At 62.2% G+C, this 23,407-nt stretch carries 21 protein-coding genes and 1 pseudogene; 15 read left to right on the plus strand and 7 right to left on the minus strand.

All coding sequences use genetic code 11. The annotated features are described in order from the left end of the window. The coding region (locus tag RT91_RS01925; protein ID WP_240314143.1) for a DUF6444 domain-containing protein at nucleotides 1–451 on the minus strand (451 nt) is incomplete at its 3' end. Nucleotides 452–505: 54 nt separating this feature from the next. Beyond that, nucleotides 506–871, minus strand: coding sequence for a hypothetical protein (locus RT91_RS22260; RefSeq protein ID WP_205408940.1), 366 nt, complete (start codon nucleotides 869–871; stop codon nucleotides 506–508). An 831-nt stretch (nucleotides 872–1,702) separates the two neighbouring features. On the opposite strand from RT91_RS22260, the gene RT91_RS20070 reads away from it, so the two are divergent. From RT91_RS20070 to RT91_RS01955, 7 genes are all read left to right on the plus strand, one after another. Then, nucleotides 1,703–1,969, plus strand: a complete 267-nt coding sequence (locus RT91_RS20070; protein ID WP_082468506.1) for a hypothetical protein — start codon at nucleotides 1,703–1,705, stop codon at nucleotides 1,967–1,969. A gap of 290 nt (nucleotides 1,970–2,259) precedes the next feature. Further along, on the plus strand, nucleotides 2,260–4,362 hold the full coding sequence (locus RT91_RS01930; protein ID WP_240314144.1) for an LssY C-terminal domain-containing protein: 2,103 nt from the start codon (nucleotides 2,260–2,262) through the stop codon (nucleotides 4,360–4,362). Then, nucleotides 4,359–5,036 (plus strand): heavy metal response regulator transcription factor, encoded by a 678-nt coding sequence (locus tag RT91_RS01935; RefSeq protein ID WP_035185427.1) that lies wholly within the window; start codon nucleotides 4,359–4,361, stop codon nucleotides 5,034–5,036. The genes RT91_RS01930 and RT91_RS01935 overlap by 4 nt, the downstream gene beginning before the upstream one ends. 28 nt (nucleotides 5,037–5,064) lie before the next feature. Continuing rightward, complete coding sequence (locus RT91_RS01940; RefSeq protein ID WP_035185429.1) at nucleotides 5,065–6,408, plus strand: heavy metal sensor histidine kinase; 1,344 nt, start codon at nucleotides 5,065–5,067, stop codon at nucleotides 6,406–6,408. 201 nt (nucleotides 6,409–6,609) lie between these two features. Further along, the gene (locus RT91_RS01945) at nucleotides 6,610–7,884 is read left to right on the plus strand and encodes a TolC family protein (protein WP_240314145.1); all 1,275 of its coding nucleotides are present in this window, start codon (nucleotides 6,610–6,612) and stop codon (nucleotides 7,882–7,884) included. Beyond that, a complete protein-coding gene (locus tag RT91_RS01950; RefSeq protein ID WP_035185433.1) occupies nucleotides 7,881–8,807 on the plus strand; it encodes a hypothetical protein in 927 nt (308 codons plus the stop codon). Before RT91_RS01945 ends, RT91_RS01950 begins: the two co-directional genes overlap by 4 nt. Before the next feature lie 9 nt (nucleotides 8,808–8,816). Then, on the plus strand, nucleotides 8,817–11,918 hold the full coding sequence (locus RT91_RS01955) for an efflux RND transporter permease subunit (RefSeq protein WP_035185435.1): 3,102 nt from the start codon (nucleotides 8,817–8,819) through the stop codon (nucleotides 11,916–11,918). Between the two features lie 76 nt (nucleotides 11,919–11,994). Here the strand turns inward: RT91_RS01955 and RT91_RS01960 are convergent, their stop codons facing one another. Then, nucleotides 11,995–12,660, minus strand: a complete 666-nt coding sequence (locus tag RT91_RS01960) for a metalloregulator ArsR/SmtB family transcription factor (protein WP_035185437.1) — start codon at nucleotides 12,658–12,660, stop codon at nucleotides 11,995–11,997. An 85-nt stretch (nucleotides 12,661–12,745) separates the two neighbouring features. On the opposite strand from RT91_RS01960, the gene RT91_RS01965 reads away from it, so the two are divergent. The 4 genes and pseudogenes from RT91_RS01965 to RT91_RS01980 all read left to right on the plus strand — a co-directional run bounded on the left by RT91_RS01965 (nucleotide 12,746) and on the right by RT91_RS01980 (nucleotide 14,644). Next, nucleotides 12,746–13,396: an MBL fold metallo-hydrolase gene (locus tag RT91_RS01965; protein WP_240314146.1), complete on the plus strand. Its 651-nt coding sequence runs from the start codon at nucleotides 12,746–12,748 to the stop codon at nucleotides 13,394–13,396. Nucleotides 13,397–13,695: 299 nt separating this feature from the next. Then, nucleotides 13,696–13,941, plus strand: a pseudogene (locus RT91_RS01970) (transposase); the annotation flags it as partial. 65 nt (nucleotides 13,942–14,006) lie between these two features. After that, on the plus strand, nucleotides 14,007–14,360 hold the full coding sequence (locus tag RT91_RS01975) for a type II toxin-antitoxin system RelE/ParE family toxin (protein WP_035185439.1): 354 nt from the start codon (nucleotides 14,007–14,009) through the stop codon (nucleotides 14,358–14,360). Beyond that, on the plus strand, nucleotides 14,357–14,644 hold the full coding sequence (locus tag RT91_RS01980) for a helix-turn-helix transcriptional regulator (protein WP_035185441.1): 288 nt from the start codon (nucleotides 14,357–14,359) through the stop codon (nucleotides 14,642–14,644). Before RT91_RS01975 ends, RT91_RS01980 begins: the two co-directional genes overlap by 4 nt. Nucleotides 14,645–14,689: 45 nt before the next feature. Here the strand turns inward: RT91_RS01980 and RT91_RS01985 are convergent, their stop codons facing one another. The 3 genes from RT91_RS01985 to RT91_RS01995 all read right to left on the minus strand — a co-directional run bounded on the left by RT91_RS01985 (nucleotide 14,690) and on the right by RT91_RS01995 (nucleotide 19,441). After that, complete coding sequence (locus RT91_RS01985) at nucleotides 14,690–15,643, minus strand: SWIM zinc finger family protein (RefSeq protein WP_240314147.1); 954 nt, start codon at nucleotides 15,641–15,643, stop codon at nucleotides 14,690–14,692. A 71-nt stretch (nucleotides 15,644–15,714) separates the two neighbouring features. After that, the gene (locus tag RT91_RS01990; protein ID WP_082468507.1) at nucleotides 15,715–18,471 is read right to left on the minus strand and encodes a DEAD/DEAH box helicase; all 2,757 of its coding nucleotides are present in this window, start codon (nucleotides 18,469–18,471) and stop codon (nucleotides 15,715–15,717) included. 400 nt (nucleotides 18,472–18,871) lie between these two features. Then, complete coding sequence (locus tag RT91_RS01995; protein WP_035185445.1) at nucleotides 18,872–19,441, minus strand: recombinase family protein; 570 nt, start codon at nucleotides 19,439–19,441, stop codon at nucleotides 18,872–18,874. A gap of 255 nt (nucleotides 19,442–19,696) precedes the next feature. Here RT91_RS01995 and RT91_RS20075 point away from each other — a divergent pair, with 255 nt between their 5' ends. The 4 genes from RT91_RS20075 to RT91_RS20080 all read left to right on the plus strand — a co-directional run bounded on the left by RT91_RS20075 (nucleotide 19,697) and on the right by RT91_RS20080 (nucleotide 20,978). Continuing rightward, nucleotides 19,697–20,077: a helix-turn-helix domain-containing protein gene (locus RT91_RS20075; RefSeq protein WP_082468508.1), complete on the plus strand. Its 381-nt coding sequence runs from the start codon at nucleotides 19,697–19,699 to the stop codon at nucleotides 20,075–20,077. Between the two features lie 20 nt (nucleotides 20,078–20,097). Beyond that, the gene (locus tag RT91_RS21250; RefSeq protein ID WP_152982769.1) at nucleotides 20,098–20,277 is read left to right on the plus strand and encodes a hypothetical protein; all 180 of its coding nucleotides are present in this window, start codon (nucleotides 20,098–20,100) and stop codon (nucleotides 20,275–20,277) included. A gap of 138 nt (nucleotides 20,278–20,415) precedes the next feature. After that, entirely contained in the window at nucleotides 20,416–20,709 is a 294-nt protein-coding gene (locus RT91_RS02000; protein ID WP_240314148.1) for a type II toxin-antitoxin system RelE/ParE family toxin, read from the plus strand. Continuing rightward, the gene (locus RT91_RS20080; protein ID WP_013641229.1) at nucleotides 20,706–20,978 is read left to right on the plus strand and encodes a helix-turn-helix domain-containing protein; all 273 of its coding nucleotides are present in this window, start codon (nucleotides 20,706–20,708) and stop codon (nucleotides 20,976–20,978) included. The genes RT91_RS02000 and RT91_RS20080 overlap by 4 nt, the downstream gene beginning before the upstream one ends. A gap of 89 nt (nucleotides 20,979–21,067) precedes the next feature. Here RT91_RS20080 and RT91_RS02005 read toward each other — a convergent pair whose 3' ends face one another. Then, on the minus strand, nucleotides 21,068–23,380 hold the full coding sequence (locus RT91_RS02005) for an HAD-IC family P-type ATPase (protein WP_035185449.1): 2,313 nt from the start codon (nucleotides 23,378–23,380) through the stop codon (nucleotides 21,068–21,070). Between the last annotated feature and the right edge of the window lie 27 nt (nucleotides 23,381–23,407).

A 23,407-nucleotide genomic window follows, 5' to 3' on the forward strand; every position in this document is an offset into this window, starting at 1 on the left:
CATAGCGTTCGACGCGGGTGACGACCGGCTTGATCGGCGGCAGATCGATCTTGTCGTAGCGCTGCGCGAGGCGCTGATCCGCGTCAGTCAGCCCGGCACGGCAGTGCTGGCAATGCGCCGCCTTCGCGATCACCGTCTGATCGGGGTTCTCGGCAAGCAAGCGACCGCCACCCTCACGGCCGAGACTGCCTTTGCGGGGCCCCTTGCGCGGACTTTTCTCGGGCCGGTTTGGCTTCTGCCCGCGCGATGGCGGCAGGCTCGAATTGTCCGGCCGCTTCGGCGGTTCGTTTAGCCGCGCCTCCAACTCCGCAATCCGGCGTTCCGCATCCGAAAGCCGGATTGCCAGTTCCGCGTTCCTGCGCTCGGATGATTGCAACGCGTCCCATAGCGCGCGGATCAGCGCGTCTTTCTCAGCGTGCGATAGGAGAGACAGGTCAGGAAGCTCGTTCACGCCTCCCGTCGAATCGTATCCGCCGTGGTCACGTCAATTCACAATCGATTCAACTTATCGACGGACCAGGATGAGCAGATACAAATTACCGGTGTAGGTGAAAGCCGCGATCGGATTTGTCTGACCCAGCGGATTGTTCGGCAGGGCCTGCTCCATTGCAGCACCTTCACCGCCGGTGTTCGTCCCGTGATAGACTGTTACTTGAAACGATCCATCCAGGAGTCCGGCATTGGCAGTGCCTACAACTCCAAGTGCTGCAACGGCACCGGCCAATAACAGTGTTCGAAACTTTGTCATTTTCACACCTGCAAAAAATCTGAAAGATGCTCCATCAAGGGAGACATCACGCATCCATCCTGAAGCGCAACGTAATACTAGCAAAAGTCGTGCCATATAATAACGCAAAACAAAATCAGGCATTTAAACCGCAGTAAACGGCGACGTGTAAAATATTCCGACAGAAAATTTGATGAGAACAAATTAAGGTTGTTATACCATCAGTCTAAAGTTGTGATCACGCTGTCTGGATCCTCACTTACTTCCTGGTCCACTGTAAGCGGAGAGTTGAGGTTGTTGTCTGGCGGGGCTTGACCGTCATACCGGTTGAGGTCTTCGGTTCGATCCCCTTACCGATCAACGTCGCCATGCCTGTGAGAAAATCATCCGATATGGTGCGGATTCTCCGCATCTGGCACGAAGCCCAGGACCGACCATGATGAATGCCAAAAAGAAAATGGCGGCCTTTAAAGCCGCCAAGTTTTGAGATTGGGAGGGAACGTCAGCGGAGATCAGATCCGCTTCATCGTTCGATATGGCCCGGTTTGGCGGGGCCGCAATATGCGTGTTTTGAAATACAATGTGGCACAGCGGCCAGTCTGCCGCCATGACACAAGAGCGTAATATCGCCTTGAAATGAGGGGTGGAAAACACACTACCAACCCCGGACAAGGCTTCTTGGGTTAGCCTTTCCTTCGTCTCATAGCGGTATGCGACCTGTCACTCGGCGACCCTTGACCATGGGGTCGCCATTTTCTTGTCCGTCCCGGACGCTATGGATCCCCGTGGCGAGGGGCATCATGGCCCGGCCATCACGCGCGGCTGCCAGTGCCTTGATCCCAGTATTCGGACGCCACCTGCGGGCCTGTGGCGGTGTGCTTTGACAGTCTCGGTTGTGGGGTTGCTCTTGGGATCGCCGAGCCGTGGATCCTGGCTGATTAAGATTGTGCAGACGGCAGATCGTAAGAATCAGCCATGCCGAATTTCAACTATTCCGCGGGCCTGGACATCGATAAGGTCAAAAATGAAAAAATGGTAACATGTTCGACAAGAATTCGACAAGAAAGGGTCTTTGTGATGGTGTCGCTGCGGCAACGCTTCATTCGTGTCGTGGATTGCATCAGCTCGAAAAGCGTCATTCTCTATGATCGTCCGATCGCGGCTTTTGCTGTTGTGATGATCAGCGTTATCGCTGTCATGGACATAGCTCTCTATCTTCACGGCCATCGCTGCGCCCGGTAGCGAGGAATAGGTAGAATCCCAACGCCGATGATGCGGGCCGAGCTCGAATTCATCACCGATAGTCGGCATCGCACCGCGCGGCGACACGTTTCGAGGCAATGAAATTGCTGCATATCTTGCCAATTGCACTTCATGGTGACGGAACTGTCCCGATCTATTGTCTTGTCAGCGATGTAGGCCGCAAAGCGGTAATGATCGCGTTCGACTGCAACGGCGCCCGCGCGACATAGGATAACCCGCGCCGGGTTTCGCCACGATCTTCCCCCGCCAGGCAAAGTGTGGTGTCGTCCATGGGGACGGGCGACAACCACAAACAACGGAGCCGTCGGGATTTGCTGGGTCACCTCTCTGACACGATCGTTCATGCAGCCCGGACGCATGCGCTACTGGCCTATGGTCTTGCCTTCGTGCTGACCGCCGCGGAAGCGTTTCCTGTCATCGGAGCACTTGTGCCAGGGACTGCCATTGTTGTCGGATTGGGCGCTCTAGTGCCAACGGGCGCCCTGCATTTCTGGCCTCTGGTGGCCTGGTCCACGGGAGGCGCCATCGTAGGTGACGGGCTGCCCTTCTGGTTCGGCTCTCGGTTCCGGGACCGGGCGACAGAACTCTGGCCACTGAATCTGCATCCAGGGCTCCTGCCGAAAGGCCAGGCGTTTTTCGAGCGCCACGGCGGGGCCGCCGTGATCATCGCGCGCTTCACGCCGGGCGTCCGGGCGGTATTGCCCATCGTGGCCGGCGTCAGCGGTATGATGCCGCTCCGCTTTTATGTGCTCGACGTGGTGTCTGCGGTCATCTGGGCGCCCGCGCATGTTGCCGCCGGGGTTCTTGTCGGCGCCTCGTTAGCCATTCTCGGCGTCATGGCCGGCAGGCTCGAGGCCCTGCTCGTCGGCTCGATCGTCGGCCTCGTGTTCCTGCTCTGGCTGGTTCCACGGCTTCTTCGCTCTGTGATCAACTGGCTGGAAACCAGGCGAAGGCCGGCGCTCGCTTGGGCCCGCGCTGGCAAAGGCCGGATCCGGAGTGCCGTGGCTTCTATCCTCGATCCGGCAAGAACGGAACTGTCCGGCCTGATCACCCTCGCCGGGGCCCTTGCCGGCAGTCTCTGGCTTCTTCTCGGCGTTCTGCAGGACCTGATTGCCGGAGACCCGCTGGTCTATGCCGATCACGCGATTCTGCATTTCCTTGAGCCTTATCGAAGCGGAATCCCCATGGAAGTGGCGGTTGCGTTTTCCCGGCTTGGCAGCGGCGCAGTCACGCTTGCGGTCGTCGCGGTCACACTTGTCTGGCTCGACCGGCAGAGTGCATGGCGCGGTGCGGCCTATGGCATTGCCGCGGTGATCGGTGCGTCCCTATTCACCGCCGGGCTCGATCTCACCCTGCATCGCGCGCCACCGTCGCCGATTGCACCAGGTTGGAGCCTGATGCCGTTCCCCGGCGGCGATCTTGCAACGTCATGCGCGGTCTATGGCATCTTGACCGTCATCGCCGGCCGACGGCTCGGCGCGCGCCCGCGCCTTGCGCTGATGACGGCGACCGCCCTCTTTGCGGGGTTGCAGCTGGTCAGTCGTGTCTATCTCGGCTTGGACTGGTTTTCATCCGAACTGGCTGCGCTGGGCTTCGGGTTCGCGTGGGCGGCCGGTCTCGGCCTCGCCTATGTTGCACGCCCGGTCGAACCGGTGGCGTCCTGGCGCCTCGTCGCCATCACGGCGGCTACGCTCGCCATTGCTGGTACGCCTGCGGTCGCCTTCAACCGCAATGCCGATTTGGCGCACCATGAAGTGAGACGCAGGAGCTCGATAATGACGTGTCGCGACTGGCTGCAACACGGATGGCAGAACCTGCCTGCACGCAGCCTCGGCATGCTCGGCAGTTTTTCCGGCATGCTGACGATTCAGTGGATCGGGCCGGTCGGCGGGCTTCGGCATGATCTCGCACAACTCGGCTGGCAGCCACCGGCCCCCTGGACGTTTCGCAATGCCCTTGGATTTCTCGCTCCACGCGCAACGCCCGCCGCGATCCCGGTGCTACCGCGATGGGATGACGGCCGACGCGTGGACCTGGCGATGGTTCTCGCTGGGCACGGGCTTGCCGCCGATCAACGACTGGTGCTGCGTCTCTGGAAAACCAGTGTATCCGTAATCACGCCGACAGGGCGGGCGCAGACGCTCAGGATCGGGGAGATCGAAATGCAGAGGTTGCAAAGGATGTTCTCAACCCTGACGGTACCTGTCTCGGAAGGGTCGACGACTGCCGTACTACCTCGACTCGCGGCTGCATTACCCTCCTCGCGGCTCGTGACGCGTGCCGCCGATGGCGCCACCGTCCTGCTCGCCGGCGATCGTGCAGTGGATGCGGAGGAATGCCTGCCGCCAAGTCAGAAGGGTGCCGAGCGATGAGGGTTCTTATCGTTGAGGACGAGGCGAAGACCGCGGCCTATCTCCGCAAGGGTCTCGAAGAGAACGGCTTCACGGCGGATGTGGCGGCGGATGGAGAGACGGGCCTCGAATTCACCCGTCACGGCGGCTACGATGCCATCATCCTGGATGTCATGCTACCACGACGCAACGGCTTCGAAATCCTCGACGAAATCCGTCGCCGCGACAGCCACACCGCGGTGCTTCTGCTCACCGCGCGGGACCAAGTGACAGACCGCGTCGCCGGGCTGGAGGCCGGGGCCGACGATTACCTCGTCAAGCCCTTCGCGTTTTCCGAGCTGCTTGCCCGTGTGCGCACCATTCTGCGGCGAGGGCATGCGCGGCAACCGGCGCTGATCCAGATCGCCGATCTCGAGATCGACCTCTCGGGACACCGGGCAACGCGAGCGGGTCAGGCGCTCGATCTGACGCCGAAGGAGTTCCGCCTGCTTTCGTTGTTGGCCCGCCGCGCGGGCGATGTCATCTCCCGAACGGTCATCGCCGAACAGGTCTGGGACATCAACTTCGATTCTGGCACGAACGTCGTCGACGTCCACATGTACCGCCTCCGTGCCAAGCTGGACGACCCGTTCTCCCGCCGGCTGATCCACACCGTTCGGGGCGTAGGCTATGTGCTCGAAGACCGTGGCGGCTGAGCCTTCAGCGCCGGGTGCCGGCGGATCGATGTCCCTGCGGATGACCGCATGGTATGCTGGCACAGCGTTCCTGCTCGTCCTGCTCACCACTAGCTTTCTGTCCTGGTCGTTCGGCGCGCGCATCGCCGGACAGGAAGACCGCACGCTGCGCGTGCTCGCGCGCATCGCCCGCCCGCTGAGCGGCGCTGCCGATCCGTCCGTATCGCGCGCTATTGCATCGGCACTTGAGCGAGCGGGCAACGCCCGCGAGATCCAGTTCCGCATCATCGGCCCGCACGGTCGGATCGCCCTCCAGTCACGGAGCAATCATCTGCCGCTGCCATCATCGGCCGGCTTGCCGAATGTCGGCACGGTCAATAGCGGCAGTATGGCGTTTCGTGTCCTCACCGAGCGCCTGCCGAACGGCTTCATGCTGCAGATCGCCATCGCCAGCCCCGGCTCGCAGGCGCTCCTGCTCCGCTATCGCGAAACCCTGACCCTGGTCCTTGCAGTATCAATCATCCTCTGCGCTGTGCTTGGATATCTCATCGCCCGTTCAGGCATGCGCCCGATCGAGCGCATTGCCGAAACTGCCGAAAACATCCGTTTGTCGACCCTGCATGAACGTCTCGACGTCGCGGGGCTGCCGGCCGAACTCGCCGCGCTCGCCAACACGTTCAACCTGATGCTGGACCGGCTGGAGCAATCCTTCCTGCAACTCTCCCAGTTCTCGGCCGATCTCGCGCACGAGCTGCGCACACCGATCAGCAATCTGCGCGGCGAGCTGGAAGTCGCGTTATCGAGGCCACGCTCAGACGATACGTATCGCGAGGTTCTCGGCTCCGCGCTCGAGGAGTGCACCCGCATCAGCCGGGTCATCCAGAGCCTCTTGTTCCTTGCGCGCGCCGAAATGGTCGGTGCGCCACCTGCCGTTGAAACGCTTGATCTCGACACCGAGATCACGACGGTGCTTGAATTCTACCAGCCGCTGGCGGCGGAGGTGGGGCTGTCGTTGACCGCCGATGTCCGTCCGGGGCAGCCGATCCGGTTCGACCGCATTCTCCTCCAGCAGGCCCTCGGCAATCTGGTGGCCAATGCAATCGCCCATACCGTCGCCGGCGGCCAGATCACCATTGTGGTTGCGGAGGCGCCGGAACAGCTCACCATCCGCATAACGGATACCGGGCAAGGGATCGCACCCGAGCATCTTCCGCATGTTTTCGACCGGTTTTACCGCGCCGATCCCGCGCGTTCGCATGTCGGCGGCAATCTCGGGCTCGGCCTCGCCGTGGTTCGCGCGATCATGGACCTGCACGGGGGCCGGGTTTCCATTGAAAGCACGCAGGGTCAGGGCACCACCGTATCGCTACTGGTGGCAGCGCCCGCGCGCTGATCCCGAAACGGTGAGCCCAAACTGACGAAATCGTCATTCTGGCGAGGCGGAAACGTCATTCTCGCCGGCTAAAGCGCGAACTCATTTCCGCTTGAAGCCATGAAGAAAGCGTCCCGACACCTCCGTTTCAGATCCAGCCGCGTCGGTGCTCTTGCGCTTGCGACGCTACTTGCCAGCTGCGCCCGGTATCAGCCTGCGCCCTTGCATCCCGCTGCTTCGGCCACGGCACTGCTCGGCCGCCGTCTCGACGAGCCGGCGCTTGGTCAATTCCTCGCGGCGATGGGCGCGCATCCTCGCGGACACTGGGGATTGCGGGCTCTGACGCTCGTTGCCGTCTATGAGCGGCCAGATCTGCGGATCAGCGCCGCCGCTTACGACGCCGCGAAAGCGGCGGTGACGACGGCCCGGCAGATCCCGAACCCAACGCTTTCCCTCGTGCCCAGCTTCAACGCGACGCAAGCTTTCCCGTCGCCAATCAAGATCGGGCCGGTCATCAGTTTTCTTGTCTCCAATCTCGGCGCTCGTGAGGCTGGCATCGCCGCCGCGCGGGATCGCCAGCAAGCCGCGCGAATACTCATCGCTGCCGCGGCATGGCGGGAACGCAGCAACGTCCGCAACGCGTTGCTCACACTCTGGCTCGATGAACGGATCGCCAGGATCAAGGCGCGCGTCGCCGGCTATGCTGCGACAGCGTCCCGCCTCGTAGCCCAGCGCGTGACGTCCGGGATGCTCGCTGAGACCGTTCTTGCCAGCACAACCGAGGCGGCGAACAAGGCAAGCTTTGGCGCCGCCGAGGCGCGGGCCCAGATCGGAATGGACCGGGCCCGCCTGGCCGCCGCGATCGGAATGCCCGCGGCGGCACTTCGGGGTGAGTACCTTTCATTCACCGCCTTTGAGCATCCATTGCCGCCTGCCAATCTCGTCGCTCTTACGCGCACAGCGCTGGTAACCAGTCCATCAGTCGTCGCGGCCTATGAGAATTATCGCGCGGCCGACGGTTCTCTCCGCAAAGCGATCGACCAGCAGTTTCCAGGCTTTCGTATTGGCCCCGGGTATCACTACGATCAGGGCGCCAACAAGTTCATTCTCTCCCTCTCGCTACCGCTGCCAATTCTCAACCAGAATCAGGGCCCGATCGCCGAAGCGCGTGCACGGCGCCTGTTTGCGGCGGCCCTGTTCAATCGGGCTCAGGCGCACATTCTTCGCCAGATCGACGCCGCCGAGGCCGCCCTGCAAGGCAGTGAACGCGTTGCCGGTCAGGGGCTGCACCTCCTTGTTATCGCCCATCAGCGCGAACAGCAGGCCATTCAAGCCTACCGCGCCGGCGCCATCGGCCGGCTGCGCATGGTCGAGGCCGAGCGGCAGGCAACCCTGGTCCGCGAACAGGTGCTGACAGCAGATGCCCAGCGATTGCGCGCCCTCGCAGCCCTGGCGGACGCGCTCCATCACCCCGTTTTCCGGGAGAGTAACGAATGAAAAGGTATCTGCAGGCTTTTGCGGCAAGCCTGTCACTGGTTTGCTCCGCGGCTGTTGCGCATGCTGAAGCGCCGCGTAACGTGACGGTTGATACGGCGACAATGAGCAGCGGTCTCATCAAGACAAGCGTTCTGCATCTTGAGACTAGACACCCCGTCTCCGTGGCCTACGGCATGGTGATCGATCCCACACCAGCGATCACCTTGCGGCACCGGATCATCTCAGCACGGGCAAAACTGACGCTTGACGATGCAAATCTCGCCCGCGCCCGGAAGCTTTATCGCTCTGGAGGTAACGTCTCCAAGGCCAGCCTGCAGCAGATCCAGGCTACAACCGCCATCGCGCAAGGACATCTTGATGAACTGCTGGCCCGGGCGAAAGTGCGCTACGGCACCGCTCTCGGAGCGGTAATTGCCGGCAAAGGTGCCTCGTTCAGGAAAATAAGCGACGTCGGTTCGCTGGTCTCGGTTGTGCAGGCTGGTGCCGTACGTGCAATCCCACCGCCCGCATCGGCCAGGGCGCCGGACGGGTCTCGCATCATGCTGCGCCCTATCGGGTCTGCGGGCCGGATTCCGAAGGGATTGCTGGGGCAGGCTTTTTTCTACTCCGGCCCGGCGCTTGCCGTCGGCACACCGCTGACTGTCACGCTCCGCGAGCCAAGCGCTATCACCGGCTACGAGGTGCCCGCGGCCGCGCTGGTTTGGCACGACAACGGACCATTCGTCTTCGTCCGCACCGGCGCCAGTCGTTTCACGATGTACCGCGTGACGACGGCCCACAAGCTGCGGCGTACGGGCGCGATCTCAGGGTTTTTCGTCCCCGGCGCAGACCTGCCGGCCCACCCGGCGATCGTGACGTCGGGCGCCGGGCTGCTGAACTCGGCGCTGGCCGACAGTCACGCTTCCGTTCCGAACAGCAACTGAGACAATCTCATGCTGTCACCGATCGTCCGTGCCGCCCTGCGCTATCGCCTCGTCGTCGTGCTTCTGGTCGCGGGTTTTGCGGCGCTCCAGATCTCCCGCCTGCCCACTGCCCGTTACGATGTCTTCCCCACCTTTACCGCCCCCACTGTCGTGATCCAGACAGCGACACCCGGCTTCAGCGCGCTGCAAACTGAGCAGGTGGTCACCGATCGCCTCGAACGTACGCTCACCGGCCTGCCCGGCCTCGCCAAGATGCGATCGTCCTCGGAATCGGGCCTGTCCGTCATCCATCTCGTCTTTCATGGCGGCACCGATCCGTATCAGGACAGGCAACGCGTCGCCGGGCGCCTGAGCGAACTTGGCGGCGCGCTCCCGGCCGGGATCCTGCCACGCCTCGCACCGATGCAGTCATCTACTGGAACGGCCCTGGAGATCGGAGTTTATGCCCGTCATGGCATGTCGCTCGAACGCCTGACCGCCATCGCCGAAACCGGACTGCGACCCGCCTTGCAGGCGGTGCCCGGCGTTGCAAATGTCGTGATCTTCGGCGCCCGCCCGCCGCAGCTGGATGTCGCGGTACAGCCCCAATCGCTCATCGCGACCGGCTTCACGATGCAGGACGTGGCGCGCGCCGCCCGGCGCGGCAGTGCCGTGCTCGGCGCTGGCTTCATCGACAACGGCAACCAGCGGCTGGTGCTTGCCCCTCATGGCCAGGCTCGCACTGCCTCCGCCCTGGCAAAGACGTGGCTCGGCATCCGCGAAGGTGCGCCGATCAGCCTCGGCGATGTGGCGAGCGTTCGGTTGTCGGCGCCGCCCCGGTACGGCGCGGCGCTGATCCACGGCCACCCTGGCCTTCTGATGATCGTCTCCTCGCTTTATGGCGCGAACACGCTGGCAGTGGCCGACCAGGCGGCCCGGACGGTCGCGCGGCTGACCCCGGGCCTTGAGGCACAAGGGATCGAGGTCGATCCCAAAGCCTTCACGCCGGCCACGTTCATTCATGTCGCACTGGCCGATCTCGGCCATGTGCTGCTGATCGGTGCGGCGCTGATCATGCTCGTCCTTCTCATCGCACTGCGCGACTGGCGAGCCTCGGTCATCTCCTTTGTGGCAATCCCGGTCTCGTTGCTTGCCGCTACCGCCGTCATCACCGCCCTCGGGATCACGCTGAACACGATGGCGCTCGCCGGTCTTGCCATCGCACTCGGCGAACTCGTCGACGATGCGGTTGTCGATGTCGAAAACATCACCCGCCGCCTGCGCGAGAACCGCATCGCCGGCTGCCCGGAACCACCGTTCCGCGTCATCTTCCGGGCATCGCTGGAGGTACGCAGTGCCATCATTTTCGCCAGCGCCGCCGTCGCCGTCGCCTTTACCCCGGTGCTCGCTCTCGGCGGTGTGGCAGGCCGCCTGTTCGCCCCCCTTGGCATCGCCTACGTCACCGCGATCGGCGCATCGCTCGTCGTCGCGCTAGTCCTCACTCCGGCCCTTGCTGCCTTGCTTCTGGCCCGACCCGCCGCGGCACCGGACCACACGCCGCCAATCGCACTGCTGCGCCCGGCCTATCGCAGCGTTCTCGGCAGGCTGGAACATCGCGGACGCACCTTCATTACCCTCGCGCTTGCCTTGATCCTGCTGGCCGGATTCAGCGTGCCGCTGTTGCAAACTCGATTCCTGCCGCGCTTTCGTGAGAATGACGTCATCGTCCATTATCTCGCGGCATCTGGAACCTCGATCGACGCGATGCTCGCGATTGGCCACCTCGCAATCGACACACTCGAGGGCCTCCCCTCGGTTGGAGATGTCGTGATGCATATCGGCCGCGCTTCGATGAGCAACGGCCATGCCGGCGTGAACAAGGCCGAGATCGACATCACGCTCAGCAAGACCGGCAACCGACACGTCGAACGATCGACGCGGCAGATCCTGGCGTCGGTCGACCATATCGACGGCCTGTCCTGGTGGTCGCGCACATTTCTCAGCGAGCGTGTCGATGAAAGCCTTTCTGGCGTCACCGCCCCGGTGACCGTTTCGGTGTTCGGCCTCTCGCTTGATACAATCGACAGCGCTGCGGCCCGGATCGTGGCGGTGGCACGGGGAATACCCCGAGTACGCGCGGCAAGCATGGCGGCCGTCCAGCAGGTGCCATCCATCGCGATCAACCTAAACCGCGTGGCGATGTTGCGGTACGGCATTACCCCCCGCGCGGCACTCGAGGCGATGAAGATCGCCTATTCGGGCACCGCCGTCGGCCATGTATATCGCGGGACCATCGTCGAACCGATCGTCGTTACGCTCCCCGCGGCGCTCAGGCATCAACCTGCCGCGATCGGCGAACTCCCCGTCGTGGCGGCAGGCGGCATGGTCGTGCCCCTCGACCGTATCGCGACAATTCGCCAGACGCGGGTACCGGCGCAGATCCTGCACAACGACGGCCGCCGCGTTCAGGTTGTCACCATCCAGGTTGCACATGGCCATGCCGCCCCGGTCATTCGCAGCCTGCGAAAACGGATCGCCAGGCTTCGGCTGGGCACGGGCGTTTATGTCCGCTACGGCGGGACGGCCGTCGCCGGCGGCACTGCGCGGCGCGAACTTGCAATACATGCCACTATCGCGGTTGCCGGCATCCTGATCCTGATCGCGTTGGCCCTGCGCGAGGCGCGGGCCGTCATACTGATCATGGCAATTCTGCCGATTTCCTTCTCTGGTGGCATCGCGGCGACCTGGGCCTTCCTTGGCGGCCATCTCGAACTAGGCGCCATGGTCGGCCTTGCCACGCTGTTCGGCCTCACATTGCGCAACGGCCTGCTGCTGCTGATCCACATGCGCAGGCTCATGGAGGGCAGCGGCAAACCATGGTCTGCAGAGATCGCGCGTCAGGCCGCAGCCGACCGGCTTCCGGCCATCTTGATCACCGCCTGCGTGACCGCGCTCGGCCTGCTCCCGCTCGCACTCGCCACCGGCTCTCCCGGCGATGCGATCGAGGGACCAATGGCCATCGTCATCCTCGGCGGGCTCGCAACCGCGACGATCCTGACGCTGTTCGTCCTGCCGATCCTTGCGCCGCGCCTTCTTCGTATCACCGCTCCAAAAGCCGACGGTCTTGATTGAAAGTCCCACCTTGGGAGTAGAAGTCTGGCGGCCCCAAGCCCTGCTCGTTGATCAAAGCGCCGCAGCCTAGAATCGTCTAGATTTTGACGGGTAAACCCGCCGCCTTCCACTCGGGATAGCCATCCTCCAGCCTCATTGCCTCGATGCCACGTGCACGAAGATACGCCACGGCTTCGTACGAGAGAACGCAATAGGGGCCGCGGCAATACGCGACGACCGGGACATTCTGGGTGAAGCTGCCCAGCGCCGCATCCAGCTGATCGAGGCGAATGTTCAGAGCACCCGGCAAGTGGCCCCGGGCGAACTCGTCCGCCGGCCGGACATCGAGGAGTGTCACGCTGCCGTCCCGGAGGCGTTCAAGCAGGGCCAAGCGCGATACGGGCTCGAGAGAATCCCGCGCCCGGAAATAGGACTGCAGCACCTGATCGATTTCCGCGATGTTCCGTTCGCCCACGCGGCCCAGGCTGGTCAGCAACGTCACCACCTCGGTTTCGGAGACGAGGCTGTAGAACATGTTCTTGCCCTCCCTCCGCGGCGCCGCAAGGCGGGCACGGCGCAAGACCTGCAGGTGGCGGGACGTGTTCGAGAGTGAGAGGCCGATCCGTTCGGCAAGATCCTCCACGCTACGCTCGCTCTGGGCGATCAGTTCGAGAATTTCGATCCTGTGCGGATGCGCAAGTGCCGCTGCGATCTCGGCGAGATGGCTGAAAATCTGTTGCTTTGGACCACTGCTTGACTTCATCACCGACTCATTCAATCAATATCGAGAATGATAATGTGATAGCGCGTTGGCGACAAGATCGCCGCGTCAGCCGGGAGCCAAACCCATGATCCTCCGACAGTTCCTGCACACCGATCCCACGGCGGCTTCCTATCTGCTCGGCTGCGTCGGCAAGGGGGCGGGCGTGGTCGTCGACCCGCTGTTTCCGATTGAGCTTTATCTGCAGGCCGCATCGGCCTCGGCGACGCCGATCCGCCTTGTGATCGACACGCATCTGCATGCCGATCATCGCTCCGCCGGCCGCGCGCTGGCCGAAGCGGCCGGTGCCGAATACGCCATCCACGAATCAGCCGAGGTGGGCTATGCTTGCCGCCGCCTCGTGGACGGCGAACGGCTCCAACTCGGCAATGTCGTGCTCGAGGTGCTGCACACGCCCGGCCACACGCCGGAGCATCTCTGCCTCACGGTAACCGACCGCACCCGCGCGGATGAGCCATGGAGCGTGCTCGGCGGCCACACGCTCATGGTGGGCGATGTCGGCCGGACCGAGCTTGCGACCGACGCCGCGCGCGGCGCGCGCCCCGCCCGGACTTTTGCCCCGGTTACCCCGTGTACGGGTGTTGCCACTACATTTTCGGGGTGTTGGGTCGGCGGTGCGTGGCCGTGGCTTCAGTCTGCGGGGTGTTCGCTGATGTTGTGGGGCAGCGCGATGCCGGCGTGTTGTATGGCACGGAGGTGCAATGCCGCGCGGTGGTGATTGCCGCCCGCTGGCCCGACGGGTTTCCTGCCCGGTCTGTGGCGGGCGCTCTCATAGCGAGTGAAGACCCGGGCCATGTAGCATCTGACCGAGAGCAAGCAGGGCATCTTGTTGCGCGTCAGCATCTCCAGCATCGAGTTGGGCCGACCTCTCGGGGTGCGATAGACGTCGGCCTGGATGCTCAAGCACAAGCTCCAGCAGGTGATGCTGGAACGCGATAGGGGCGACACGCAAGCGCCTGACCGGGCGGGTCGAGATCTGAACCGAACGACGCGCTGGTGGCCGGCTTCATCGGAATACGAATGCTGCGGGAACTGGGGCATGACGTCCGGCTTATTCCTCCTTCTTATGTGCAGCCTTACGTGAAGCGCGGCAAAACGGATGCTGCGGATGCAGCCGCGATCTGCGCTGCCGTGACACGTCCCTCCATGCGGTTTGTCGCTATCAAGAGCGAATACTGTTCATCGGTTCTGGTGGTTTACCGCACGCGGGACTTTCTGGTTCGTCAGCGCACGCAGATCGGAAACGCGATCCGGGCCCACATGACGGGGGAATCTTCGACCTTGCAGTGATGTATCTTTTACGATACAGATAAATACTTAGAGAACGTATGAACCCCGCGCGCCTGACCGAGATACCCGTTGTTTTCTATCGCACGGCAGGTGGTGCGGAGCCGGTTCTCGACTGGCTGCGATGCCTGCCGGCGGAGGACCGCCGCATCATCGGCACCGACCTGGCGACGGTGCAGTTTGGCTGGCCGATCGGCATGCCGCTATGTCGGCCCCTTGGTAGCGGCCTTTGGGAGGTCCGCAGCAGCTTGCCGAGCCGGCGCATCGCCCGCGTGCTGTTCTTCATCGAAGATGATCGGATCGGCGTAGTGCATGGGTTCATCAAAAAGACGCAGAAGACACCGGCGGACGATTTGGACCTCGCCCGCCGGCGCATGAAGGAGATGCAGGTGTGACCAGGAAGAAGAACCATCATTGGGGCACGACGCTCGATGAATTCCTCGGCGAAGAGGGTATCCGCGAAGCCGCGAAGGCCGAGGCTCTGACGCGCGTGGTCGCCTGGCAGCTCTCTCAGGAAATGGAGCGCCAGGGTATGACGAAAGCTGCGCTTGCCGAGCGCATGCACACCAGCCGTGCCCAGGTCGATCGTATCCTCAAGGCCAAGGGCAACATCACGATCGAGACCCTCCAGCGCGCCGCCGCGCTCGTCGGCCGTGAGCTGCGGCTGGAGTTGGTCTGAGCAGGGGGGGCGGGGCGATCTGCGGAAGCTGGTCGTAAGGCTGGATCAGCCAATCTTGGGTTTGCTCATAGTGCCTCGCTTCAGCGGCTTGGCTACCTTTGGTTTCAGCCACCATTTTACCGGCTTGTCGACGGCTTTACGCTTGGGTTTTGTAGGCGCGGTCGGACTGGCCGGAGCTGCCTGAAGTTTGGCTTTGGCAGCTTTCGGTGTCTTGGCCGCCCGGCCAACAGGTTTTGCAGCCGACTCCTGAGTGGAGGCAACCTTGTCTCCGGTGGTTCGGCATGTTGGTCTCGACGCTTTCCTCTTGCCGCTCACAGGCACCTGAGACGTCGGCAGTTTGGCATTTTCGACCGCCGATGTTGCAATATCGATCCCGAACAAGGCGGCGACATCGCCATCTTCCAGGATTCGGCCAGGGATTGTTGCCGCCGATTCCGGCAACGTCGTACCGGCATTAGCAATCAGGGCCGCCTCATCAACGTCGCGCAGCCTGAACAGCAACTCGGGTCTTGTATCCAGCCGCGCCCCGACGCCATAGAGTACCGCTGCCACGTGCTTGCACAGAGCGGCATAATCAGGGCAGGAGCAGGAGAAGCGGATTTCCGACGGCTTGGGGAATAATCCCTGCTCCCGCCGGCACAGCCGGGCCATTGCCGCCTTTGACAGCCGCCCCTGCAGCAACTCGACGAGCGAATCGATCTGACCAGCACAATCGGTGCAGATCGTCTGCCATACCGTCTTAGGCACCGGGCCAATCGTCACCGTCACCCGATAGATGTCCGAGCCACTGACCAGCGCGGTCACCACCCGCGGCGCGATCTGCAGATCGATCACCGAGCCGTTGCGGACATAGGTTCGCCCGCGCGGCAACCGGTTCTCATAGTCGTGCAGGGATTCGAGGTGATCGCACCACGCCTTGCCCCAGGGCGTTGTGGCTATGGCGCGGCCGGCGATCTCCACCGGGCTGACCATCTGCCCGGCCTTGCGCAGTCTTGCCACCTCCCGTGCACCCTGGCGTCGCCGTTGCGCGACCGGGACATAAGGCGCCCAATTCCGAGAGTGCCAGGCCATCAGTCTTCCACTACGGCATTGATATCGAGCGATACCAGATCGATCAGCGCCGCATCGTCCATCTCGGTCAGGTCAAGCTCGCTCTCTCCGGAGAGCAACTCGGTCGAGAGAGACTGTTTCGCCTCGATCATCGCGTCGATCCTCTCCTCCACCGTGCCGCGGCAGATAAATTTGTGGACCAGCACATTCGATTTCTGGCCGATCCGGAAGGCACGATCCGTCGCCTGGGCCTCAACCGCCGGATTCCACCAACGATCGAAATGCACGACATGCGAGGCGGCAGTCAATGTCAAACCAGTACCGCCCGCCTTCAGCGACAGGACAAAGAACGGCACCTCCTCGTCTTCCTGAAATCGCTGCACCAGCGTACGGCGCTGTCGTACTGGCGTCCCGCCATGCAACTCCAGACCGTCACGGCCAAAGACCGAAGCCAGAAGGGCGGCCAGCGGCGCTACCATCTCGCGGAACTGGGTGAAAACCAGCATCTTGTCCTGCCGCGCCGCAACAGCCTCGGCGATCTCACGCAGCCGCCTGAATTTGCCACTTCCGGCCTCATCCCAGTTTCCATCGTTCAGCCAGTGGGCTGGATGGTTGCATATCTGCTTGAGCCGGACCAGAGAGGCCAGTACCAGCCCCCGGCGCGCCATTCCCTCCGCCTCCTCCAGGCTGCGAGCGAGATCGTCGACGGCTTCGCTGTAAAGGGCCGCCTGCTTGCGGCTCAGCAGGCAGTGCGCATTCAGCTCGATCTTGTCGGGTAGATCAGCGATGATCGCCTTGTCGGTCTTCATCCGTCGCAGAATGTAAGGCCGCACCAGATCGCGCAGCGGTCCGTAGGGGTTCTGCCTTTGGTTGGCGAGGCTCTTGGTGTACCGGGCGAATTTCCTGGCACTGCCGAGGAGCCCCGGGTTGATGAAATCGAAGATCGACCATAGATCGCCGAGCGCGTTTTCGACGGGCGTGCCGGTGAGCGCGATCCGGGCCTCGGCGTGCAAGGCCTTGGTGGCACGGGTCTGCTTCGCCGCCGGGTTCTTGATCGCTTGTGCTTCGTCGAGAATGGCGAAGTGCCAGAGGATTTCGGTGAGAGCCGGCAGACGCAGCAGTGTTCCATAGCTGGTGATCACCAAATCGAAGGCTGCGGCATCCTCCGCAGTAAAGGTCTTGATCTCGGTGGCACTGCTTGTTGAGGAGTGGACGATACGAGCGCGAAGATCAGGCGCGAAGCGATCGATCTCTCCTGACCAGTTGGCCAGCAGCGAGGCAGGCGCCACCAGAATGCTGGGCTGCCGCACGGCCCTCCGGGATTTTTCCGCCAGGAGCAGCGCCAGAACCTGAATGGTTTTGCCAAGGCCCATGTCATCAGCAAGGCAGGCACCAAGCCGCAGAGAAGAAAGCAGGCGCAGCCACTGCACGCCGGCCTTCTGATAAGGTCGCAGCGTCCCGCGCAGTCCGGGCGGTGTATCCTCGGCAAGGGAGCCGGGTGAGCGTAGCGCCTGCAAGGTCTCCTTAAGCCACGGCCCCGCCCTCACTTGGCTCCACTCCTGGTCAGCGACTTCCGCCGCATCGCTTTCATCGACGCCAGCGAGCAACCTCATCGCTTCGGCAAAGTCGAGACCGCCTTTGGCCGCCAGGGTTTCGGCTTCACGAAACCTCGCCATGACCCGTTCAAGCCGCGCCCGGTCTACCTCAACCCATTTGCCCCGGAGCAGCACCAACTGCTCGGTGCCGGCCAGCAGGCGTTCAATCTCGCCCGGACTTAAAGCCTCGCCATCGAGGCTGACCTCCATCTGGAAATCCATCAGCCCGTCAAGGCCCAGCTTCGACGGCGCAACGCTGCCGATCACGGCCGAGACGCGCGGACGCGTAGGCCGGTTCGTCTGCCAATTCGCCGGCATGCGGAGCACGATCCCGGCCGCTTCAAGCTCGGCGGCGCTGGCGAGAAACCGCGCCGCCTCGCCCGGCGTCCAGCGCAGCGGGTGATAGATTTCGCCGCCCTCGATCATCGGCTTCAGCCACGCGCAGCTTTCCGCCGCTCTCTGCACCGGCATCAGCAAAGACAGCAGCTGCCGACGATTTGCCGCGCCGGCATATTCGCGCAAGGCTTGCCCCAGCGGTAGATGCTGCACCTTCGCCTGCGCCGACAGCCGTGTGGTGTAGGTTGCCATGAACGCGAAGGGCGCCTCGGGATCGCCCTTGTTCTCCGCCAGATTAAAATGCACCCGCCCTAGCAGGTTCCAGGCCGGGTTGAGCGCATGCAGGTACGATTGCAGATCGATCTGCCTGGTTTCGAGCTCCTCGATCAGTGCTCGATCGATCTCGGACCAGAGCTTGCGCAAAATGTCCTGGGTCAGAAACTCAGCACCCGGCATTATCGGCGCGGTGAGCACCAGGGTCGTCAGCTCAGCTTCGTCGGGGGAAGGAACTGAAGGCTGAGAGTTTGATCTCACTATGTAGGCCTGCTCGGTCGTTTGCAGACGGAGGACGGTAATGTAACGTTGGCCGAAGCTCCGCCACCAGCCCAGGGCCAGTGGCAAATCAGTTACGACTTCGGCGGCGCTCAGTTGCAGCAGTCCTGGCCCTGAGCCATGAGCAAAAGCCTGCGCAAGCCTCGCAGCTACAGCGGGTTCAATCGCCAGGTTCTCGGGCTCGAATACGAGATGGCCAGATGGTGTCAGCCGCAGGCCTGCCTGCTTGAATGCCGGAGATCCCGGTAAGGCGCCACGATGTAGACCTTCCTTTCGCGATGTTGTCGGGATCATTGGTTCATTGCCTCTTGCTCATGGAGGGTTCGGCAGGAGAACAGAGTCAAAAAAGAGGTGTTTGTCATTACGGCTCATCTTGCCGTATCCACACCAGCCCATCCAGCGATTGTCGCGTCCTACGGATCGTGGCGTCGAGTTCAGCGAGACTGTCGGCGAGGTCTGTGTAGTCGAATTGGCGGCACTCGAGTGGGCCGAGCGGTGGCAAGGGAAACAATGGTTGTGGTGCGCCGGACTTGCTCTCGTTGGAGACGTAGTATTTGCGTTCGCCATTCGAACGGCGCCCTCCGTTGAGTCAGACCTCTTCACCTGGCATGTGCTGAGCCCCCATGTCGCGGATCGGCTGCGGCGGTCCATCGGCGATCCGCACCCGCACGGCGATAAGCCAGGCGACAAGGCTTCATTCGCAGACACGGCCGATGGTCTGACGGCTGACTTTGTAGCTCCGCGCTAGGGATGAAATTGACGCGCCGGATCCTCGCTCCGACCTGACAGCCGCCTTTTGCTCATCTGTTAAAGATGCGGGCCGCCCGATCACCTTGCCGCTCGCTCTTGCACGCTGGACCCCAGCTTGCGTGCGTTCAATCAGCAGGTCTCGCTCGAATTCCGCTACGGCCGCGATCACTTGCATGGTCATGCGGCCGGCCGAACTGGTGAGATCGACGCCGCCCAGGGCCAGACAATGCAGCCGGACACCGATGCCGGCGAGGGCATCGACGGTGGCCCGCACGTCGAGTGCGCTACGGCCGAGCCGATCGAGCTTTGTGACAACGAGAACGTCACCATCTTCGAGGCGATCGAGGAGGCGGCGGAACTCGGGCCGTTGGCGAGCCGCGACGCTTCCCGAGATTGTTTCCATAATGATCCGGTTCGGGCGGATGGCGAAGCCGGCGGCCTTCACCTCGGCGATCTGATTCTCGGCGGTCTGCTCAACCGTCGATACGCGGGCATACAGAAATACGCGCGACATTGGGCAATTTCGTCCAAAAATCTACCGCGACTATCGGTCATTGCCCATAATGCCGTCAAGCACAGTTTTGGGCATATTCCCGGTTGGCTGTCCGAAATCGACCGGTTCCGGACATACGTATCCACCATTGAGTTTGCCGCCAGATGTGGGCCGGAAGTGGAATGGCGGGCTTTGGATAGGGAGCCTCAGATTTTGCTTGTTGTTTAGTTAAACTCAATATATAATCCAGACGTAAATTAGACGCTGGACGTAATCATGGATCATCAGCCTCACAATTTAGGCACTACCTATCCCGCCATCGTTGGCAAAGTCCTCACTGCTCTGCGTGCTCAACGGAACATGCCACAAAAGGACCTGGCACAAGCTGTCGGTGTCACCCAGGCGAATTGGTCAAGGATTGAAAGCGGCCACACCAGTGTGACGCTGGAACATTTGCGCCGCGCGGCCCAAGCCCTCGATATGCCGCCCGCACAAATCCTGGCTATTGCCGACCAGACAGAAGTGGAAGCCTCTGTCCAGGGCGTGACCATCGTGGATGCCAAGGGTGTCCATGATCTGCATCCCGGCCTTATCCTGCTTGCAGGGGCTGCACTCGGCATATTCGTAACTTACGCAATTATGAAGTCAAAATCCTGAGTGATGAAAGGAACTCTCTTATGAAAAAGATCACGTTAGCTCTTAGTGTTGCAGGCTTTATCACCGGCATTCTTGCCTGGGCCGAGGCACATAGTCGGCGGCCTGGTGCTGAGGCTCTGGCTTTGCAATTTAAGAAGGAACATGCGTGGATCGGTGCTGTTGTAGGTATCATGGTCTTGGCCACCTCCCCATCATGGTGACGTAACAGAGGTTGCTGTTTCTCGCTCCCGGCAGAAATTATCCCGCTATCGAGCAGGGCAAGGTTGCCCGCGCTTGCATAAAAATAGCATATACGCTATATAGCGTATATGAGATGGTCGGTTGAGACTCTGGATGTCGTGGATGATGAGATCATGGAGTTGCCGCCGAAGTTGCAAGCCCGGTTGTTACGGCTGTTCGAGATGGTTGAAAGCCGCGGGCTGGACCAGCTTCATGAGCCGCATGTCAAACATTTAGATGGGAAGCTTTGGGAGCTTCGAGCAAAGGCAGCGGAAGGAATAGCGCGGGGCATCTATGTAGCGGTGACAGGGCGACGAGTGGTCGTCTTGCATGTCTTTGTCAAGAAGTCACAGAAAACCCCAAGGCGGGCATTGGAGTTTGCACAAGAGAGAATGAAAGAGGTGAAGCTATGACAAAACTTGGCGAGTTGAAGAAAAAGCTAATGGAAAACCCCGAGTTTCGGGTAGAATATGCACAGGCGGATGCAGATTATAGGCTGATCGAGGAGATGATCCGCGTGCGGATGGAAGCTAAGCTGACGCAATCCGAATTGGCACTAAAGATTGGAACCACACAGTCTGCCATTGCCAGATTAGAAGGCGGTAAAGTGTCACCATCCGTTTCGACGCTGCGTCGCTATGCGGAAGCAACGGGGCATCAACTGAAAGTCTCGTTTGTTTAAGTTTACGCAGAGGAAGCGGGTGTCCAGCTGATTGGGCATTTGGCCGCTATACGAGCCTGGGCAAATCGTCAAGCTCGCAACACGGGTCGTCACCCGGCGTGGCTGAATCCCCTGCGCTCCACCTGCACGGCAAGATGTTTCAAAAGATCGAGCAGCAGCGTGAACACGGCCGCGCTGATCATGATTGTGCCCAGAATCTTCCACCCAAGCGGTGCCATCAAGATACCCATCCCCGCAACCAGCAGGCTGAACCCAACCATGGCGAGCGTGGCGACGCTCAGCCAGAGGCTGGGCGTCGAGGACCAGAACCAGCGCTCCTCGCGGATGACATAAACGCTGGCCTGGATTGCCAGCATGAGGGTGAGGAAAGAGAGCGAGCGGATTTGCGGCAGTGGCAGATGCCAGATCACGCGCCCGGCCAGAAGCATCAACGCCGCATAGCCGAGCGTGGCCAAACCATAAACCCCGCCTTCGGTGATGATCCGGCCGATGCGCCAGCGCCGGGGATGAGAAGAGGGCAAGGCGCGATCCGTTGTAATCGCCATGGTCAGGAAATCATTGACGATCAGCAGCAAAACCATCAGCAGCGGCGTTAGAACCGCATGTCCGGTCATCACCAATCCGAGCGCCAGATAAAGAACGAAGGCGATTTTGCGGACCACCATCGACAGTGTGTAAGTGCGGATGCGCTGAAACGCCGCCCTGCCCTCGCGGATGGCATCCAGTATGCCGGCCAGCCCGGGTGAGGTGAGCACCAGCCCTGCCGCCGCCTTGGCGACATCGGTGGCCGTTGAAACGGCAATGCCCATCTGCGCCTGACGCAGCGCCGGGGCGTCGTTGGTGCCGTCGCCGCACATGCCGACGACATGGCCGCCGTGCTGGAACAGCTTTACCAGGCGGAATTTCTGCTCCGGGAACACCCCGGCGAACACGCCGTAATCACCTGGCGCGGCCAATGTTTCAAGCGTTGCAGAATCGCAAATATCGCCCGTGATGCCAACGGATTTGGCAATCATCCTGGCCGTCTCCGGCGCGTCGCCCGTGACCATGACCACACGCACGCCAAGCTCCTGCAAGGCTGTGATGAGGCTGGCCGCATCCTCGCGCGGCGGGTCGGCAAGGCCGAGTAATCCGAGCAGGACAGTGGCGGCGCCAACGGTCCGGGTGACGGCAAGCACCCGGCAGCCGGCCTCGGCCAGATGCTGCCGTGCAACTTCCTGCTCAGCGGAAAGCGGAACTTGGAGCAACGCGCCAAGCGCCCCTTTACGGAGCAGGCTGCCATCCGCTAGCCGCGCTTGCGCATATTTGCACGCTGGATCGAAAGGCGTGAAGCCCGTGGCTTCAGGCACTGCCACGCCGCGTAACCGGGCGGCATCGATAATCACCTGATCAACCGGATCGCCGCCCTCCGACGAAGCGGCAGCCGCGGCGGCCAGCACGGCGTTTTCAGCCATGCCGTCAAAGCCGATGATCGTTTCAATCGACAGCGCATTCTGCGTTAATGTTCCGGTTTTGTCCGAGCAGAGTAGGCTCATCGTCGCCGCCTCGTTGATTGCGGCGAGCCTTGTGGGCAGCACCGCGCCGCGCACCAGCCGCCGGGCCGAAAGCGCCGCGGCCAGGGTAAAGGTGGAAGGCAGGGCAACGGGGATGGATGCAAGCAGGGCGGTCAGCAGCAAGGGTACGGTTTCGGCGAAGCTCCGGCCAATCGCATGGGCATAGGCGAGCATCGCCAGCACCACGGCACCGTTGACCACGGCCAGATCCCGCACCACCGTCAGAACCGCGCGCTGCTCGCTGCTGACACCGTGAGCATCCTGCACCAAGGAAGCTGTTTTGCCGAAATAGGTGCGTGTGCCGGTGGCCACCACGATGCCGGTAGCCTCGCCCTGGCGGATCATCGCGCCGGCATAGGCCAGATCGCCCGGTTTGCGCTCAACCGGCAGGGATTCACCCGTCAGCATCGATTGGTCCGCCAGCACGTTGCCTGCGGCGATTTTAATATCGGCGGGCACCACCGCGCCAAGCGCCAGTTTTACCAGATCGCCGGGCACCAGCTGAGATGCACCGAGGCGCATCCAGCGTCCATCGCGCCGGACCGAGGCCATCACCGCCAGTGTCCGCCGGAGCGCCTTGACCGCCGCCTTGGCGCGGGCTTCCTGGGTCAGCCCCAGAATGGCGTTGAAAATCAGCAATACGGAAATAATGACAGCCTGCAGCCCGTGACCGAGAAACACTTCCAGCAGGATTGTGGCTTCGAGCATCCAAGGCAAAGGCGCCCATAATTTGGCTGCCAGCGCATGCGGCCAGCTCTCGGATTTATCCGCAACCTCGTTCGTACCAAATTGCCGCAAGAGCCTCTCGGCCTCGGCAGACGGCAAACCCTGCTCAATGTCCGCGCTCATACCGGCATCCGTTGGGTCTATACCCTG

This window comes from Acidiphilium sp. JA12-A1, from assembly GCF_000724705.2.
In the GTDB taxonomy this organism is placed as follows: domain Bacteria; phylum Pseudomonadota; class Alphaproteobacteria; order Acetobacterales; family Acetobacteraceae; genus Acidiphilium; species Acidiphilium multivorum.